Annotated in this window: 14 protein-coding genes; 3 read left to right on the forward strand and 11 right to left on the reverse strand. The window is 74.0% G+C overall.

What is annotated here, in order from left to right; translation table 11 throughout:
- Window positions 1-11: 11 nt before the first annotated feature.
- From ACTMTB_RS24615 to ACTMTB_RS24630, 4 genes are all read right to left on the reverse strand, one after another.
- Window positions 12-2,027, reverse strand: coding sequence for a phage tail sheath family protein (locus ACTMTB_RS24615; protein WP_441148596.1), 2,016 nt, complete (start codon window positions 2,025-2,027; stop codon window positions 12-14).
- A 205-nt stretch (window positions 2,028-2,232) separates the two neighbouring features.
- Window positions 2,233-3,006 (reverse strand): nucleotidyltransferase domain-containing protein, encoded by a 774-nt coding sequence (locus ACTMTB_RS24620; protein ID WP_441148597.1) that lies wholly within the window; start codon window positions 3,004-3,006, stop codon window positions 2,233-2,235.
- Window positions 3,007-3,074: 68 nt separating this feature from the next.
- Window positions 3,075-3,740 carry a hypothetical protein gene (locus ACTMTB_RS24625; RefSeq protein ID WP_441148598.1) on the reverse strand — a complete coding sequence of 222 codons (666 nt, stop codon included), beginning with the start codon at window positions 3,738-3,740 and terminating at the stop codon, window positions 3,075-3,077.
- A gap of 32 nt (window positions 3,741-3,772) precedes the next feature.
- Window positions 3,773-4,708, reverse strand: coding sequence for a diacylglycerol/lipid kinase family protein (locus ACTMTB_RS24630; RefSeq protein WP_441148599.1), 936 nt, complete (start codon window positions 4,706-4,708; stop codon window positions 3,773-3,775).
- A 212-nt stretch (window positions 4,709-4,920) separates the two neighbouring features.
- Between ACTMTB_RS24630 and ACTMTB_RS24635 the strand changes: the two genes are divergently transcribed.
- Together ACTMTB_RS24635 and ACTMTB_RS24640 are read left to right on the forward strand one after the other, a co-directional pair.
- A complete protein-coding gene (locus ACTMTB_RS24635; protein WP_441148600.1) occupies window positions 4,921-5,934 on the forward strand; it encodes a helix-turn-helix domain-containing protein in 1,014 nt (337 codons plus the stop codon).
- 233 nt (window positions 5,935-6,167) lie between these two features.
- Window positions 6,168-7,121, forward strand: a complete 954-nt coding sequence (locus ACTMTB_RS24640) for an alpha/beta fold hydrolase (RefSeq protein WP_441148601.1) — start codon at window positions 6,168-6,170, stop codon at window positions 7,119-7,121.
- On the opposite strand, the gene fxsT is transcribed toward ACTMTB_RS24640, so the two are convergent.
- The 7 genes from fxsT to ACTMTB_RS24675 form a co-directional block, all read right to left on the reverse strand.
- On the reverse strand, window positions 7,115-11,029 hold the full coding sequence (gene fxsT, locus ACTMTB_RS24645; protein ID WP_441148602.1) for an FxSxx-COOH system tetratricopeptide repeat protein: 3,915 nt from the start codon (window positions 11,027-11,029) through the stop codon (window positions 7,115-7,117). The genes ACTMTB_RS24640 and fxsT overlap by 7 nt on opposite strands.
- Window positions 11,026-12,192 (reverse strand): TIR-like protein FxsC, encoded by a 1,167-nt coding sequence (locus ACTMTB_RS24650; protein WP_441148603.1) that lies wholly within the window; start codon window positions 12,190-12,192, stop codon window positions 11,026-11,028. The genes fxsT and ACTMTB_RS24650 overlap by 4 nt, the downstream gene beginning before the upstream one ends.
- Window positions 12,179-12,859 carry a TIR-like protein FxsC gene (locus ACTMTB_RS24655; protein ID WP_441148604.1) on the reverse strand — a complete coding sequence of 227 codons (681 nt, stop codon included), beginning with the start codon at window positions 12,857-12,859 and terminating at the stop codon, window positions 12,179-12,181. Before ACTMTB_RS24655 ends, ACTMTB_RS24650 begins: the two co-directional genes overlap by 14 nt.
- A 129-nt stretch (window positions 12,860-12,988) precedes the next feature.
- A complete protein-coding gene (locus ACTMTB_RS24660) occupies window positions 12,989-15,322 on the reverse strand; it encodes an FxsB family cyclophane-forming radical SAM/SPASM peptide maturase (protein ID WP_441148605.1) in 2,334 nt (777 codons plus the stop codon).
- Window positions 15,294-15,485, reverse strand: coding sequence for an FxSxx-COOH cyclophane-containing RiPP peptide (gene fxsA / locus ACTMTB_RS24665; protein WP_441148606.1), 192 nt, complete (start codon window positions 15,483-15,485; stop codon window positions 15,294-15,296). The genes ACTMTB_RS24660 and fxsA overlap by 29 nt, the downstream gene beginning before the upstream one ends.
- 87 nt (window positions 15,486-15,572) lie before the next feature.
- On the reverse strand, window positions 15,573-16,472 hold the full coding sequence (locus ACTMTB_RS24670; protein WP_441148607.1) for a DUF4231 domain-containing protein: 900 nt from the start codon (window positions 16,470-16,472) through the stop codon (window positions 15,573-15,575).
- A gap of 57 nt (window positions 16,473-16,529) precedes the next feature.
- Window positions 16,530-16,889, reverse strand: a complete 360-nt coding sequence (locus tag ACTMTB_RS24675) for a hypothetical protein (RefSeq protein WP_441148608.1) — start codon at window positions 16,887-16,889, stop codon at window positions 16,530-16,532.
- A 139-nt stretch (window positions 16,890-17,028) separates the two neighbouring features.
- On the opposite strand from ACTMTB_RS24675, the gene ACTMTB_RS24680 reads away from it, so the two are divergent.
- Complete coding sequence (locus ACTMTB_RS24680; protein WP_357613942.1) at window positions 17,029-17,442, forward strand: TOBE domain-containing protein; 414 nt, start codon at window positions 17,029-17,031, stop codon at window positions 17,440-17,442.
- Window positions 17,443-17,448: the final 6 nt, after the last annotated feature.

The following is a 17,448-nucleotide window of genomic DNA, read 5'->3' on the forward strand; positions in this document are numbered from 1 at the left end:
ACTCACACCTCTCAGGACGGGTTCTGGCCGGCGAGCTGCTGGATCCGGATGATCACGAACTCGGCGGGTTTGAGCGGGGCGAACCCGACGACCACGTTCACCACGCCGCGGTCCCGGTCGTCGCTGGTGGTCGTCTCCGCGTCGCAGCGCACCAGGTACGCCTCGCGCGGGGTCCGCCCGGCGAACGCGCCCTTGCGGAACAGGTCCTGCATGAACGACGTCAGGTTGAGCCGCAGCTGCGACCAGAGCGGCTCGTCGTTCGGCTCGAAGACGGCCCACTGGGTGCCCCGGAACACGCTCTCCTCGATGTAGAGCGCCAGCCGGCGGACCGGGGTGTACTTCCACTGGCTGGCCAGCACATCCGCGCCGGCCGTCGTCCGGGCGCCCCAGTTGACCGTGCCGACCACCGGGAAGGTGCGCAGGCAGTTGAGCCCGAGCGGGTTGAGCACGCCGTTCTCGGCGTCGGTCAGCGGGTACACCAGGGTGGTCACGCCGCGCAGCTGTGCCTCGGTGCCGGCCGGGGCCTTCCACACGCCCCGCTCGGCGTCCTGGCGGGCGTACAGGCCGGCGAGGGTGCCGCCGGGCGCCACGGTGCGCGGCTGGAAACCGTCGGAGGGGTCGGGGATACGCAGCCGGGGGAAGTGCGCGACCGCGTTCGGCCCCTTGACCCCGAGCTGGTTGATCCAGTCCAGGGCGCGGTCCGGGTCGTCCACCCCGGGCGGCGGGTCGACCAGCAGCATCGCCCGGCGCCGCTCGCACAGCTCGTACGCCGCGGACCAGATCGCCTCCGGGTCCACTCCACTGTCGACGGTGCTCGGATCGCCGTGCCGGGCCCGGGTGGCGTCGGGGATGCAGAGCAGGTTGAACAGGTCGGTCTTGAGCAGGGCGTAGAGGCCCGAGTAGGCGGCCTCCGAGCCGACCAGCGCCCCGGTGCCGGGCAGCGTGCTGCCGTCGGCGCCGGTGACCAGGTCACCCTGGCCGAGCCGCTTCGCGCCGACCGGCGTGTACCGGCCCACGTTGGCCGTCACCCCGCCCAGGCCGAGCAGGGCGGCGCCGTCGGCGACGTCGCCGGAGGCGGTCGCCCCGGCGACGGTGAAGGCGGCGTCCACGGCGGCCGGGGCCACCAGCGGGTCGACGTCGCCGAGGAGGCGTACCCCGCCGGCGGCGGTGGGCACGACCCGGACCCGCAGGCCGGCGGCCCCGTCGGCGGCGCCGAGCGCGGCGTTGACCTTGCGCTGCACCAGGGCGGCCACCCCGGCGGGCGAGGACGGCAGCCGCTCGCCCTTCTCCAGCACGGTCACCGTCACCGCCGCCACGGCGGGCACCGTCCTGGTGGCGTCGGCCGGGTCCGGCTTGGTGGGCCGGTCGGGCTGGACGGTGAGCCGGTAGTTCTTGCCGGCGTCGACGGTGGGGGTGCCGATCGCGGCCCCGACGGTGCCGCTGGGGACCGGCCGCCCGGCGCCGCTCGCGCCGGGGCGGGCCCGCACCAGGGAGGAGCCGCGGTCGGGATCGTTGAGCAGGGTGACGGCGTAGGCGGCGCTGGTCGGGTCGACGGAGAGGCCGGTGAACCGCTCGGCGACGCCGGTGGACCCGTCGCGCACGCTGAGGTTGAAGATCTTCGGATCGGCGGCGTCGTCGTGGTCGACGTCGACCAGCAGGTTGCTGCCCCACTGGCCGGTGCTGGCGGCGTCCAGGACGAGCGCCGACTTCGGGCCGGTGCCGACCTTGTCCAGCAGCGTCACCGACGCCGCACGGGCGTCGCTCTTCGGCACCCGGACGACCAGGGCGGCCGAGCCGCCGTTGCGGAAGAACTGCTGCACGGCCAGGCTCAGTTCGGAATCCCGGTCCACCCCGCCGAAGCGACGCTCGAACTCGCCGAAGCTGTTCACCCGGACGGCGCGGTTCTCCGGCCCGGTGCGGACGTATCCCACGAACGCGGTCACGCCGGTCGCCACACCGATCACGGGACGGACGCCGCTCGGGACTTCCTCGATGTAGACGCCGGGGTAGCTCGGAGTCACGGGCATGACTACCTCGTCTCGGAGTGCGGGGTGGGCTGGTCACACCCTCCGCCCCCGGGTCGGGCCGCTCTAGCGCGGAACCGACTGCGCCGAGACGCGTACCCGACACGCGGTGTCCATCCGGTCACTCCCCACCGACCACACCGGCCGGCGCCGGACGCCGATCGCCGCGCGCCCCGGCACCGCCGGGCGATGCGCCACCATCGCGCGGTCAGCTCCCGGCGGCGATCTCCGCCAGCACCCGCCGCTGGAACGCCCGGGCCTCGGCGCCGCTGGGCGGGACGCCCCCGGCGCGCGCGGCGACGCAGCGCCCGATCAGCTCGTCCTCGTAGCCGGCGTCGACCAGCCGGCTGCCGGCGGCGACCTTCGACAGCCACACCCCGTCCCGGGCCTTCACCAACGACCGGCAGGCGCCGAGCACCGCGTCCTCGGCGCCCGGGGCGGGCGCGTCGTCGGCGGGGGTGGGCAGGGCGAGCCACCAGCGCAGCGCCTCGACGAGCAGCCGGCGCAGGTCGGCCGGGGCCAGGGCGGCGAAGACGTCGGCGGCGGGCGGGCCGAGCAGGGCGTACCCGTGCTCGTGCAGGATGTCGCGGTCCAGGCCGTACCAGAAGCGGCCGTCGGCGGTGGGCCGCTCGGCCGGGTCCCAGGTGGCACGGAAGGGCATCTGGGCCCCGGTGTTCAGCTCGACCTCGAAACCCGGTTCGGGGGTGCCGGAGCCGGCGACCGCGCGGGTGTAGGCGACCAGTTCCAGGCCGCGCGCCGGGCAGGGCAGCGCCTCGTGCCGCAGCCGGGCCACCAGGTCGCGCTTGCGTCGGGCATCCAGCGGTCCGGCGACGACCAGCGCCACGTCCACGTCGCTGCGACCCGGCTGGTACGCCCCCATGCCCACCGAGCCGGCCGCGTACGCCCCCACGAGGTCGTCGTCGAGGACGTCGCGGGCCGCGTCGACCAGGTCGTCGAGATAGCGCCGTACGGTCGGGTCCATGGCCGTCATCCTGCCTCGGCCCGGTCGACGGGCCGCGTGCCACCCCCAGACGGGTACGGCGGGACCGCTCAGCTCGGGTCCGCGCCCCGACCGCTGCCGTCCCGGATGATCGCCTCGCCCTTGACCAGCCAGGCGACGCCGAAGGCGAGCACGGCGACGGTCTCGCACCAGAAGACCGGCTTCACCGCCTCCTGCACCGTCTCCGGAAGCAGGGTGCTCGCCGGCGCGAGCGCCACCGCCACGACGATGATCGCGCCGCAGATCCGGTAGACGCGGTTGCGGAGCAGCTTCTCCGGGGTGACCGGGACGACGGCCGGGTCGGTCCTGGTGAACAGGAACAGGCAGAAGCCGGCCAGCAGCAGGAACAGGGCGGCGGCGCTGACCTGGTGCACCCGCCCGACCAGGATGTCGGTCGCGCTGACCGGGTCGTCCCGGGCGCCCGAGGCGGTGGGGAACAGCGCTACCGCGACCGCCAGCGCGCCGCCGACGCTGCTCAGCACGTCGTCGAGGGGCCGGTACCGGTAGCAGATGAGGAAGACGCCGATGGCGCACATGCTGCCGACGAAGACGTCCCGCATCCCCGTGTGGTACGCCCCGCTGATCGATTCGAGCAGCGTGAGGCGCCCGGCGAAGAGGGCGTTTCCGAGGGTCAGCACGAACGGCATCGCGATACCGACCAGGCCGATGCCCCGGCGCAGGCGGCGGACGGTGACCATGTCCTGTGACGGGCCCATCGCCCCTCCCCCGGGTCGTGCCGGTTCGCCCCTCAACTGTCCGTCTCGGGGCAGCAGACCGTCAACGCCCCCGGCACCACCCTGACCTTCAGCCGGGTCGTCTCGCCCCGCGCGCCGCCGTCCAGCTCGTACGTCTTCGGCACCGCGAAGCGGACCTTGATCCGGCGACCGCGGGTGATCCGGACGAACGGTGAGTCCTCGGAGCGGCCGGCGGCCATCCGGCCGAGGGTGCGCGCCCAGTCGATCGCGCCGCTGGCGGTGGAGACGCCGATCTCCAGGGCGCCGTCGTCGGGGCGGGCGTCGTCGAACGCCGGTACTCCCCCGGTGATGGTGCCGACGTTGCCGAACAGCACGCAGCTCGCCTCGCCGTCGAACCAGTCCGACCCGTCGACCCGGATCCGGGTGCGCACCAGCTCGCCCCGCACGTGGCGCAGGCCGGTCCACAGGTAGGCGACCCGGCCGAGTCGGCCCTTGAGGGTGCGGTCGGCCTCGCGGATCAGGTCCCCGTCGAAGCCGGCGCCGGCCATCACCGCGAAGTGCTCGCCGTTGAGCCGGCCCAGGTCCAGCCGACGCCGGTGGCCGCGCAGGCCCACGTGGACCGCCTCGGCGAGGTCGGTGGGGATGCCGAGGTTGGCGGCGAAGAGGTTGGCGGTGCCGGCGGGCAGGATCGCCATGGCCGCGTCCGATCCGGCGAGGGCGTCGGCGCAGCGCTGCACCATGCCGTCGCCGCCCCAGACGAACACCAGCTCGGCGCCCTTCTTCAGCGCCTTACGGGCCTTCTTGGGCGCCTTGCGGCTCTTGGGCACCTCGTACCAGAGCAGGTCCTGCACCCCGGCGGCGACGAGGGTCGCGCGCAGCTCGTCGAGGCCGCCGCCGAGGGTCTTCTTCCGGTGGGCGACGACCGCGACCGTGCCCACGTTCGCGCTGGTCGCGGGGCGGTCGTCGGTCGCCGTGCTGCGCGTGCTCATGACCGGAGGTGATACCCAGGTGGCCGAACTCCCACGCGTCGTGGCACGAGCCGGTGGCCGACGGCCGTGCGGGGGCGGTGTTGGCCGCCCGGTAACGCCCCGTTCACAGTCTCGACGCCGGCCGGCAAGACCTGCTGCCGGCCGGCGAATCACCGCTGGCGTGGCCGCAACACCTGGGACACACTTGAGGCCCGACACCCAGGGACGGGGGCATGGACGGCTCCATACAGGACGATGCGGCCGGGGCTTTCGTACGGGAGCTCACGCACTGGCGACACCAGCGCCGACTGTCCAAGAAGGAACTGGCGGAGCGGACCGGCTTCGACCCCTCGTACGTCAGCCACATCGAGAACGGCCGGCACCAGCCGACCGAGGAGTTCGCCCGCCGCGTCGAACTGGTGCTCGACAGCGGCAACCGGATCTGGCAACGGTACGTCGAGTTCGCCGGCGCGCGCGGCGACGGCCGGCTGCCCGCCCTGGGTCCCACCGCCGTGCCGCCGCCCGCCGGGCCGCACCTGGTGATCGACGACGAGCAGGCCAGCCTCTCCCTCGTCGACGGCTGGTACGAGTGCCGGTTCCGGCGCGTCCTGCACAGCGTCGGCACCGAGCCGATCACCCGGCACACCGTGCAGATCGACATCGACCGGTTCCCCGACGACCCGGCCCGCTCCACGGACTTCCACAGCCGCCATCCGCTCACCCTGGACGAGGTCGACTTCACCGCCACCATCGGCGCCGACCGCCCCGAACCGATGCGCTGGCGGGTGACCCGCAGCCGGGACGCCTTCCTGAAGATCGCCCTGATGTTCGACACCGGCGGCGCGCCCGTGCCGCTCTACCCCGGGCAGCGCACCGTGCTCGCCTACGCCTACCGGGTGCCGGCGTGGAAGTTCGGCGACTGGTTGCAGCGCGACATCCGGCTGCCCACCCGCCGCCTCGCCATCCGGCTGGACCTGCCCGCCGCCGCCCGTCCCACGGTCTGGGGCAGCGAGACGTCGTTCACCTCCGAGACGACCGCCGACGTGGTCCCGCGCCGCCAGAAACGGGAGGGCGTCATCGCGTACGAGTGGCAGGTGCCCCGGCCCCGGCTGCGCGCCCAGTACCGGCTGCACTGGCGCTACGGCGACCCGAGCGCCGCCGGCGCCGACCCGGACGCGGCCGGCGGGTGGGCCACCGACGCGTGGCCGCAGGCGTGCGGCGCGGGCCGCCCGGGTGCCGACCGGTGACCCGCCGGGCACCCCGTAACGGCCGGTCAGGGCGTCGGGCGGAAGTTGCAGGATAAGGGACCGGACAGGTGTCGTTTCCGACAGATCCGGCCCCTTGTCGATGCTCTCCGTAGCGACGCGACCGGCCCGACCGTTAGGCTCGACTGCTGAGTGGGGTTGTCGCAGCCGGATCAGCTTCCTCACCCGCCGGGTTACGCACGTTGGCTGAACGCAGCACCGGAAGGCAGGCTGGAGTGACCCGAGATGGCGAGCCAGGGGCCGAATTCGCCCACCGCGCGGACAACAAGCGCGTGGCGTACGAGGTCACCGGCGCGCCCGACGGGTTTCCGGTCTTCCTGCTCCACGGTACCCCCGGCAGCCGCCGTGGCCCGAAGCCACGCGGCATCGTTCTCTACCGGCTCGGCGTCCGGCTCATCGCGCACGACCGTCCCGGGTACGGCGACTCCGACCGGCGGGAGGGCCGCGACGTCGCCGACGCCGCCCGCGACGTCGAGGCGATCGCCGACCAGCTCGGGCTGGAGCACTTCGCCGTCGCCGGCCGTTCCGGCGGCGGCCCGCACGCGCTGGCCTGCGCCGCCGACGGCGCGTTACGCGGCCGGGTGACCCGGGTCGCGGTGCTGGTCAGCTTCGCCCCGTCCGACGCCACGCAGCTCGACTGGTTCGCCGGGATGAACAGCGACAACGTGCGCGGCTTCGGCGGCGACGGCAACCGGGACACCGCCTCGGTGATCGAGCAGATCCGGCGCCGCGCCGCCCGGGCGGTCGAGGATCCACGGTTCCTGCTGGAGGAGCTGATGGTGGAGATGAGCGCGGCGGACCGGCGGGCGGTCAACGACGCGGCGCTGCGCCGGCTCATCACCGACACCTACGAGGAGGCGCTGCGCGCCGGCCCGTACGGGTGGATCGACGACGTGCTGGCGCTGCGCCGGAGCTGGAAGTTCGACCTCGGCGCGATCGACACGGCGGTGACGCCGGTGCGGCTGTGGCACGGCGCGGAGGACACCTTCGCCCCGGCCAGCCACGCACGGTGGCTGGCCGGGCAGATTCCGGGCGCCGAGGTGGAGGTGCAGCCCGGCGCGGCGCACTTCGACGCCGTCGAGGAGCTGCCGCGCATGCTGCGCTGGCTCACCGACGTCGGCGCGCCGGTGGGCCGGGACGTGCTGATCGGCAGCCGGCCCGATCAGTAGGGGTGCGGGTCGACGACCCGGCGTACCAGCCGGCCGTCGCGCAGCACCACCACGCTCGGATGCCGCTGACCGATCCGGTCGGCCAGCCGGTCGGCGATCCGGGTCCGGCCGATGCTCACCAGCCCGCCCGACGCCATCTGATGGACGACCTCCAGGTTGCCCAGGCCGCGCAGGGTGTCGGGGTGTTCGGGGCCGAGCACCTCGACCATCCGCTCCACGACGGTCCGCAGCCGCGCCCGGCCCTCCTCCAGCTCGCCGGAGTAGATGTCGAAGACCGCGGCGTTGTTCGCCGCCGCCATCGCGAACGGATGCCGCTCCTCCAGCGCCGCGCGCAGCGCCTCCGCGGCGGACTCGGCGAGCGTGCGGGCCGTGGCGTGCTCCCCCGCGTCCCAGGTCGCCACCGCGAGGTTGTTGCGGCAGACCAGCGCGTACGGGTGCTCGGCGCCGAACACCTGGGCGAACATCTGCCCGACCTCGGCCAGCTCGGCCCGGGCCCGGGCGCCCTGCCCCTGGAGCATCATGTTCGCCGTGCGGCTCAGCCAGCTGAACAGGGTGTCCGGGCTGGTCGGGCCGAAGCTGGTGCGCAGCCGCTCGTAGGCGACGTCGAGCAGCTCGGCCGCCTCGTCGATCTCCCCGGTGCTGCGCAGCGACACGGCGAGGTTGGCCTGGGCGACGAGCGCGTCGCGGGAGTGCTCGCCGAAGAGCCGGCGGTAGCCCTCCACCACGCCCCGCAGCAGCGACACCGACCGCTCGTACTCGCCGACCTCGCGCAGGTCCCGGGCCAGGTTGCTGGCGGAGAAGAGGGTCCGCGGGTGCTCGGCGCCGAGCACCAGCCGCAGCCGGCGGTAGGTGCTCTCGTCCAGCTCCCGGGACCGGGCGAACTGGCCCATCAGCTGGTAGGAGGCGGCCAGGTTGTTGGCGGCGACCAGGGTGCGACGGTTGTCCTCGCCGAACACCTCCACCGAGGCCGAGTAGGTGCGCAGGTCCCGCTCCAGCGCCTCCCGGTAGCGGCCGAGGGCGCGCAGGTCGCCGGCGTAGCTGCCGGCCGTCATCAGCGTGTACGGGTGGCTGGCGCCGATCAGTTCCTCCTGCTGGCGCAGGGTGTCCTCGTCGAGCTGGCGGGCCTCCTCGAACCGGCCCAGGCCGCGCAGCAGGTTCGCCCAGTTGAACCGCAGGTGCAGCAGTTGCACCCGCAGCGCCCGGTGCGGCGGCGAGTCCGGTGACAGCTCCTCCAGCCGCGTCGACCAGGTCTTGTCGGCCTGCCGCGCGTACTGCTCGCCCTGCTCGAAGCCGCCGTTGAGGTAGATGTACCGGATCCGGTCGATCACCAGCTGGCGGACGTTGTCGTCCTGGCAGGAGACGGCGTCGGAGCCGTCCAGGTGCGGCCAGAGGATGCGGAACCGGTCCTGTACGGCCGGATCCTCCACCTCGCCGGACGGGCGCGACCCGGCGAGGATCCGGTGCACGTCGTGCTTGATCTCGTTCAGCTCGGTGTCGGACATGCGGACCCGCAGCGCGGCCTGGAGCAGGCGGTGCACCTGCACCCGCTGGGCGTGCAGGTCCACCTTGATCAACGCGAGCCGGTTGATCCGCTGCACCAGGGCCGCGGCGATGTCCCGCTCGGACACCCGGTCGGCGACCCGGGCCGCCACCACCGGGTCGTGCGGCGCGATGACCCGGGCCACCTGGTCGCCGTAGAGCAGGTCCAGGGAGATCTCCGGCGCCAGCACCGAGGAGAGCTGCAGCAGCCGGTACGCGCCGGCGGACTGCTCCTTGAGCCGCTGCAGGGATTGGCCCCACACGTCGGTCTCCGGGCCGCTGCGTTCCAGCCCGGCCAGGTAGTCGCCCACCGGGGTGCCGGTGTCGGCCAGCCAGGCGCCGGCCATCGCGACCAGAATCGGGATGTTCTCCACCGCCTCGGCGACCTGCTCGGCCTCGGCGACGCTCATCAGCTGCTCGCCGATGCGGGCGCGCAGGTGCGACACGCTCTCCGTCCGCTGGAACGCCTCCACGTCCACCGCCCGGGCCAGGTCCCCCCAGTCCGGGTTGCGGGTGGTGACCAGGACGTGCCCGTTGCCCTGCGGCAGGAAGTCCTTGACGTGCTCGTACTGGTCGGCGTTGTCGAACACCAGCAGCCACCGGGGTGGCTGGCCGCCGTCCTCGTGGCGCTCGGCGCGGCTGAGCCACTGCCGCACGGCCCGGGTCTTCTCCGGGATGGTCGGCAGCTCCGGCAGGCCGAGTTCGCGGCCGAGGTCGGACACCTGCACGTCGACGAACTGCGGCGGGTCCGCGTCGATCCACCAGACGATGTCGTACGCGCCGCGGAAGCGGTGCGCGTACTCGATGGCCAGCTGGGTCTTGCCGATCCCGGCGCCGCCGAGCAGCGCCACCGGGGTGCGCTCGTTGCCGCCGGCCTTCAGCTCCTCGCGCAGCCGGCGCAGCAACTGCTCGCGGCCGGTGAAGCGGACGTTGCGGCCGGGCGGGTTGAACACGTCCGCACCGACGGCCGGGAAGCGGGCGCCCGGCAGGCCCCGCCCGCCGTCGCCGGTGGGCCGCCCGACGAGCTTGAGCAGTTGCTCGGTGGCGGCCTCCACGCTCCGGTTGTGCACCGAGGTCCAACTGCCGACCGGGACGTCCGGGGCGGGAGGGGTGTCGTCGAGGTGCACGGCCAGGGTGGCGCCACCGCGCCCGACCACGTCCGGGCCGAGCCGGTCCCGCGCGGCGACGTACGCCCGGGAGACCAGCCGCAGCTCGCGGGAGGCGGTGTCGGCCTTCACCGGTGCGACGGCGCCCGGCGCGACGGTCAGCACCCGCAGGTCCGCGCCGGTGAGCACCGCCTGCACCCACTCCGCCCAGGCCTGGTCCTCGGCGGCGTGCCGCAGCACGATCAGCTCGTCGGGGACGGCCGGCTTGCGCTCGAAGCGCTGGACGGTCTGCCGGCGCAGCGCCTCGTCGAGCCGGGGCAGCGAGCCGATCCGGCCGTTGGTGATGTGGCTGGTCAACGTCTCGTACGCGGACAGCAGGGTGGTCCGGCCGCCCGGCTCGTCGCCGAAGGTCGCCAGCGTCTCCTCGTAGGCGTAGTACGCCCGGTAGGGCACCTCGACGGTCAGCCAGTACTCCTGGCGTTCGGCGTCGGTCATGCCGCTGGGCAGGCCGGCGAAGCGCTGCATCGCCAGCGTCCGGCCGGCGTCCCGCTTGCCCTTCTCCCCGTCGTCGACCCGCATCGGCACCGGCAGCACCCGCCGCGCGCGGCGTCCCTCGTACCCCCGGACCCGGCGGGCGACCGCCGAGGCGCCGTCGATGCCCTGGTCGCTGAGGGTGAAGCAGTCCACCAGCACGTCCGGCAGGTGGATGGTGCAGATCTCGGCGACGTCACTGATGCCGGTACGGCTGTCGATCAGCGTGTAGTCGTAGTGCCGCTTCATGTCCTCGCGCAGGGCGTCGAAGAACTGCGCGCCGCCGAGGCGGTTGTAGAAGTTGTCCCAGTTCAGGCCGGTGACGCTGGTGGCGTAGTCGGGGTTGTGCCGGCCGGCGAGCAGCAGGTCGAGGCTGCCGCCGCCGGGGAACTCCCAGTTCACCGAGAAGGCGTACTTGTGCACCCGGGCGAACTGGCGGTGCCAGTCACCGGGGCGGGCGGCTGCGTCGGACTCGGCGCGCCGCCGGGCGTTCTCCCACTCGTACTCCAGGATCAGGTCCATCACCCCGCCGGTGGAGGCGACCTGCTCGGGGTCGAGGAACGGCGCGTAGAACCGGTGCAGGCCGGGGGATTCCAGGTCCCAGTCGGCGACGAGCACCCGCTGCCCGTTCGCGGCCAGGATCCAGGCCGTGTTGGCCAGCGCCATCGTGCGGCCGGTGCCACCCTTGTATGAGTAGAAGGTGACCACCTGGCCATCGCGCGGTCGCGTCATCGGTCTTCCTTCCCTCGCCCTACGTCTGATGCGCCGGCCGGACGCAGGCTCGGCCGGGGCACGGCCGGGCCGTCGGGCGGATCGACCGGACCGTGTCGGAGGAACTGCTTACGGGCCTCGATCACCAGCTGCGGTGCGCAGCGCTCGAACTCCGCGATGTCCCGCACCGGCAGCACCTGCGGAAAGCGGGCGTCCTGCAACGTACCGGCGATCGCCTCGGGCGTCGTCTCGCCACGCTCACCGTCGGCGGCGATGACCAGCGGCACCGCCCAGCGGGGCAGCCCCTCGACCGCGTCGCGCGCGGCGTCCGCGCCGATGGCGGCGTCGACCAGCACGACGGTGGGGCACTGCGGCGCCTGGGTGCGGGCGTCGGCGAAGGCGACCACCCGGGTGGACAGGCCCAGCCGCTCGGCGGTGGCCGCGACGTAGTCGGCGACGGCCAGCTCGTGCTGGTCGCCGTACGGCCGCCAGCGCGGGCCGTGCGGGGTGAGCGTGGTGACCACCAGCGCGGTCTCCCCGCTGTCGGTCACCGGGTTGCTGGTCACCGTCACGGCGCGGGACGGGGCGAGCGGCTCGCTCTCCGTCACCGTGATGATCCGTTCGGCGAGCACGGACAGGATGCTCTCGTACTGCCGGCGGTAGGCGCTGAGCTTGCACAGCGCCCGCAGCCCGTTCTCGGCGTAGTCGGCCCGCTCGGCGCCGTCGCCGACCAGCTCCAGCGCCTGCGCCGTCTCGGGCCGCTCCTCCCAGGGCGACAGGGGCAGCCAGAGCACCGGCAGGATGTGCCGCGCGGCCCGGCCGGGCGCCAACCGGGTGAGCCGGCTGCGGAACGAGTCCCGCTCGCCGACCGCCCAGGCGTTGCTGAAGTACTTGGGCGAGTAGAGCGGCACGAAGACGTGGGCGACGCTGAGCGCGTCGGTGAGCGTCTGCTTGAGGTCGGCGCCGGGGCTGACCAGCCCGTCGAAGAACCCCACGTCCAGCTCGCCGGTGCGGCGGGCGCCGCGTCGCACGGCGGCGCCGAGGTCCTGGAAGAACCGGTTGACCCAGAAGTCGGTGTCCGGGCGGGCCGACGCGGACAGCGGCACCGAGTGCGCGTAGCTGAGGAAGAAGTACGTCTGCCGGCCCGGCGGCGCGCCGGACGAGGAAGCGTCAGACCAGGTCATGCCCGACCTCCTCGAACGTCGCGCGGAGCTGCTGCATGTCGGCGGGGACCTGGGCCTGCACCCAGTGCGTGTGGTACGCCTTGGCGACCCGTTGCGCCAGGCGCCACACCACCGCGTCGTAGGCGTCCTTGCCGTTCTTGCCGAGGCTGAGCAGGCCGTAGATGCCCTCGTCGTGGTACTGCGGGGCGATGTCCGAGGGTAACCGGGTGGGGGTGAACATCTGCCGCTGCGACACGACCGGCGGCACCCGGTGCCGCTCCACCACCGACCAGTTGACCGGGATGATCGGGGTCTCCCCCGGCGTGGCCGCCGCGCCGGGGCGCAGGGTGAACCGGCGGCGGGCGAAGGCGTCCCACTCGCGGGCGCACCAGGCGCTGTTGAGGTACTGCGGCGAGATCAGCGGGATGAAGACCTGGCTGTGGCCGGCGGCGAAGGCCAGGTCCTCCGTCCAGAGCTGGCCGCCGTCGATCACTCGGTCCATGAAGCCGGCCGGGCGCCCCGGCGGCAGACCGAGCAGCTCGACCACGTGGTCGGAGAGGTCCACGAAGAGCTGGAACACCTTGCTGTTGGTGTCCCGCGGGGGCGCGGCGACCCGGTTCTTCGTCCGGGCGTAGCTGAGGAAGAACACGGGCGCGGACGGGTCGACCCGGAACTCTTCCTCGGTCACCTGCCGCTCCCGCCCGACGTGGGACATCCTGAACCGTCCACAGTATCGGCGTACGCAATACCGGGTGTCCCCGTCACCAGCACCGGGGCCGATCGGTGCCCGGAGCAGTGACCGCGGCGGCATCGGGGGTCACGACCAGCTGTCCAGTGTGTCGCGCATCCGGTGCGCGAACCGCTCGCCGGCGGCGGTCAACGCACCGAGGTCGAGCAGCGCGTCGAGGGCGCCGTCGGTCCAGTCGCGGTAGCGGCGGAAGGTGGTCGCCGCCGCGCCGCCGGGCCGGCGACGCCACACGTCGGCGACGGCCAGGTGAGCGTACGTGCCGTGCAGGACGCCCTCCACCGGCCGCGGGTCCGCCCGCCAGGGCACGGTCAGCCGGCGCCGGTCGTGCCGGTCGAACAGGTCGCAGACGTCCAGCACCGCGTGCATCTTGAGGTGCTGCACCTCGTGCACCAGCAGCACCGCGAGCGCCGCGTCGTCGCCGACCGGCGCGACGGCCACCGCGCCGAAGGCGGCCCCGGCGGCGGCGCTGCGCTGCATCCCGCCCTCGTCGGCCCGCAGCGGCACCACCGCGCGCAGCAGCGTCCGCAGGCCCGGGGCGTACCCGCCGGCCTCGACGTCGACGCGGCGCAGCGCCCGGGTCAGCTGCCGGGTCCATCCGTCGGCGGTGGCCGCCGGCAGCCGGGGCGCGACCGGCACCGCGAAACAGTCCCGGTACGGGTCGGTGTCCTCCAGCAGGACGTGGTGCCCGTCGGCGACCGCCGCCCGCACCGGCCGCCACCCGTCCGGGAGGTCCGGCCGGCCGGGCCGCACGGTGAGCCGGCGCCCGCCGGCCCGCGCGGTGAACCCCCCGTCGTGGATGGACAAAAGCACCGCCTCCTCGTCGGCGTCGACGGCCAGCGCGCCGAGCGTGGGCAGGCTCAGCGCCCCGTCGCGCGCCGGCACGGTGAGCTCGGCGTCGGCTCCGGCGTGGATCGCGGCGGCGGCCGCCACGCACGCCAGGTACGCCAGGTCGGCGGTCGCCTCGTCGCGGCACCGCTGCGCCCAGCGACGGACGAACGGGTGCTCCAGCACGGCGCGGACGGCCTCGGGGGCGGTCAGGTCCAGGTCGACCAGCAGCTGCCAGCCGGCCGCGGCCCGCTCGTCGTGCGCCGCGCGGGGGCTGAGGTCGACCAGCAGCGCGCGGACCAGCCCGAGATGGACCGAGGCGAGGTGGCGGGTCGACTCCACGGTGCCGTAGCCGGTGCCGAGGTCGTCGAGCACCGTCGGGCTCAGCGCGTCGGTGGGCTGCCGCTGGGCAGGTACGTCGGCGGTCGTCATCGCGTGGATCAGTTCCTTGAGGTCTGCGCAGTAGGCCGACGGGTTGTCGAAGCCGGTGTCGGGGCGGTACCGGTGGGCGAAGAGACCGCCGCCGCACTGCTGCACGACCTCGCACTCCCGGCAGGTGGCGCAGAGGCCGGCGAGGCCGGTCTGCCGGATGGCGATCATGGGGTGGGCGGCGGCGTCGTCGACCCGGTGGCGGAAGATGTCCAGCCCGGTGGCCGGGGCGCCGTCGTAGGCCGACTTGAGGGAGTCGACCTGCTCGAAGGTCCCGTCCGTCTCGATGACGACCAGGTCGGCGAAGCCCAGCCCGACCGCCTCGGTGCGGGTGGCCCCGCCGGACGCGGTGGAGAGCAGGGATTCCAGCAGCCGGATCGGCACCGGCCGCCCGTCGGCCAGCCAGCGCCGGTGGATCGCCAGCAGCCAGTCGGCGTACGGGGTGGGCACCCCCGCGGGGCGCGCCGGGGGGCGCTCCCAGTTGGCGTGCGGGAGCAGGAAGTCGATCTGCGGCGGCTCCTGGGCCAGCAGCGCCTCGTAGACCGCGACCGGGTCGTTGGCCAGGTCGATGGTGCACAGGATGCCGGCGTAGCTGGACCGGTATTCGGGGCGGCGCAGCAGCGCCAGCCCGCGCAGCACGGCGGCGTGGCTGCTCTGGCCGCTGGCGTAGCGGCGGTGCAGGTCGTTGGCCGCCAGATCACCGTCGAGCGAGATGCCGACCTTCACGTCGTACGCGACGAGCACGTCGCAGATGCGCGGCGTGAGCAGCACGCCGTTGGACTGCATCCGCAGGTCGAGCCGCGCCACCGGGTCGATCCGGCGGCGCAGCTCGGCGGCGGCGGCGGCCAGGCCGCCCGCGCCGGCCAGCAGCGGCTCGCCGCCGTGCAGCACGACGCGGACGGTGTCGAGCCCGTGCGCGGCGGCGTGTTCGGCGATCCGGCGCGCCGCCTGCTCCAGTGTGGACGCCGCCATCACGTGTGGCTGGTGGCGCCAGGACTGGTCGGGATGCTGGTAGACGTAGCAGTGGTCGCAGGCGAGGTCGCAGCGGCTGGTCAGCTTGAGCACGTACTGACTCAGCGGGCTGACCTGCCCGGGCGGCTTCCTGCCCGGCCCGCCAGCGTCAGATCGAAGAGCCGAAGCCTGCGACATCGACGCCGGTCGGGCGGTCGACCCTGCGGTCGTGGACCCGGGCGACGGCACGCGCCCGGGAGAGGGAGATCTGGCCGAGCGGTGTGTGCCGCAGGTCGTCCAGTGGCGGCGGGCTCGGGGTCGGGGTCGGGGTCGGGTCGGGACGGACTGCGATGCGATCCACGTCGGTTCCCCCATATGCGGTTGATGGTCGGTCGACATCCACGGTCGACGACACCATCGAAGATAATACATTTCACGCGCTGTGATGTCACTGATGCGCTGTGCCATCTTCTTCGATCATCTTCGCCATCCAGCCCTCGTTGGAGAGCGAGATGATCCGCTCGGCCTCGGCGACGAACGCGTCGTCGTCGGTCCAGCCGTGCCCGGCCTCGCGGGTCACGCACAGCCGGGTCAACTGGTCGGCCGTCCGGGCGAACTCGATCTGCTGGGCCTCGTACTGCTGCGCGGCCCCGTAGCCGACCAGCGCGGTCGTCACGGTCGCCGCGACCCCGAGCCACGCGGTCAGGCCCAGCCCGTCGCCGAGCACCCCGACGGTCGCGGCGAGCAGGGCGCTGGCCACGGTCACCGCCGTCGCGGCCCACCGGACGCGCGCGGCCAGCCGGGCCATTCGCCGCGCCATCGGCGTGTAGTAGCCCGCCACCTGGCCCCGCACCCGGATGCTGAGATAGCTCGGCACGTCCTGGATGTCGGGCAGCGGCCGGGCGACCGGCGCGAGGCCGACGGTCCGCCCGACCAGGTCACCCGAGTCGTCGAGCAGGGTGTCGGCGCGCCGCAGCAGCACCCGGTCGCGGTCGGCGCCGGCGAACGGCGCCACCCCGGCCAGGTAGCGGTGGATGTCGGCCTTCAACGCCTCGGAGACCGACCGCAGCCGGGTCCACGCGTGCACCGTGTCCCGCGAGGTCCACCGCGCGGCCACCGGCACCAGCAGCAGCGCGGCGGCGGCGAGGATGGCCAGCGCGCGGCTGGCCGTCCGGTGCGGCTCGCCGAGCTGGGTGGCGAGGGAGCCGGCGACGGCGGCGCCGATGGTGAGGCCGGCGACCGTGCGCCGCGCGCGCACGACGCGCCGTTTCTCGGCCACCGCGGCCTGCGACCAGACGCTCTGCCGCTGCCAGACCATCGTGACCGCCGACGCATCGAAGTTCGCCACGCCCGCATGGTAGGTCAGCCGCGCCCACGGGCCCGGGACACCGGGCGGCGGACGGGTCTAGCCGCGGGTCAACCGCTCGAGGTGCTCCGCCTCCCGCGGCGACGGCTCGCTCGGTCCGCTCAGCCGCAGCCGCCACCGGGTCGTCCCGCCGTCGGGGCCGCGCAGCTCGCCGCGCGCCAGGGCACGGTCGATGTCCTGCCGCACCCGCTCCTCCAGGTGCGGTTCGGTGGCGAAGAGGATGTGCAGGCGTACCTCGTCACCGGACCGTTCGGCCCGGGTGTGGTGGGACGCGACCGGACACGGCGGCTCGTGTTCCCAGTGGCCGCAGAGGGCCGTGGTGATGGCCGCCCCGGGCACGCCCGGATCGGCGTCCGGCGCCATGTCGAGAACCGCCTGGTGAGCGAACCCCTGCCGCATGGCCACATTGTGCCCCTGCGGGCCGTCCTCTCTCCCAATGCCGCACCCGCAGATGCGGTCGCCCACCCGCCATCACCCTCGGGTACGCGAGGCACATCGCCGCTTCCACCACGCAGACGCGAGCCGCTAGGGTGACCCGGTGACCGTGTTCCGGATCAGCGAGGCCGCCGAGCTGTTGGGCGTCAGCACCGACACCGTGCGGCGCTGGGTGGACGCCGGACGCCTGCCGGCGACCCGGGACGAGCACGGCCACCGGCTGGTCGACGGCGTCGAGCTGGCCGGCTTCGTCCGGGCCCAGGCCGCCGAGCCGGACGGGCGCGCCGAGTTCTCCTCGGCCCGCAACCGGCTGCGCGGGATCGTCACCGCCGTCGTCCGGGACACGGTGATGGCGCAGGTCGACATCCAGGCCGGCCCGTTCCGGGTGGTCTCGCTGATGAGCCGCGAGGCGGTCGACGAGCTGGGCCTGACGGTCGGCTCGGTCGCGGTCGCCGTGATCAAGTCCACCACGGTCGTGGTCGAGCGGGCCGCGCCGCTGCGCGGAAGGAACAGCTGATGACGA

This window comes from Micromonospora sp. L32 (genome assembly GCF_052068055.1).
GTDB lineage: Bacteria > Actinomycetota > Actinomycetes > Mycobacteriales > Micromonosporaceae > Micromonospora > Micromonospora purpureochromogenes.